1 protein-coding gene is annotated in these 274 nt (G+C 61.7%); it reads left to right on the top strand.

Annotation, left to right across the window (positions count from 1 at the left end; genetic code table 11):
• Positions 1-274 (top strand): immunoglobulin-like domain-containing protein (locus GYA94_RS27510; RefSeq protein WP_161893535.1); only part of this gene is annotated, 274 nt, incomplete at both ends.

Genomic DNA, 274 nt, shown 5'->3' with positions numbered 1-274 from the left:
CGGTCAGTTCGGCCAGGATGCCTGGGCAAAGATACCGTCAGCACCGTGGTCACGGCTGAGGTTGGCACTCCGGTTACTGACGAGCGGTCTGACCAAGGCGACTTGGTCAAGGTCACCATCGCTGCCGATCAGCTGTCTGTGAATGAGGCGACTGAGCCAACCTTCACCGTTACCTTGAACAAAGCGCTCGACAAGCCATTCACCGTGACCCTGAGCACCGGTGCCACCCTGACCTTCGCGGCCGGCGAGACCACCAAGTCCTATGCCGCCCCGG

The sequence above is a fragment of the Pseudomonas juntendi genome, from assembly GCF_009932375.1.
In the GTDB taxonomy this organism is placed as follows: domain Bacteria; phylum Pseudomonadota; class Gammaproteobacteria; order Pseudomonadales; family Pseudomonadaceae; genus Aquipseudomonas; species Aquipseudomonas juntendi.
This window is presented reverse-complemented; position numbering and strand designations above follow the sequence as displayed.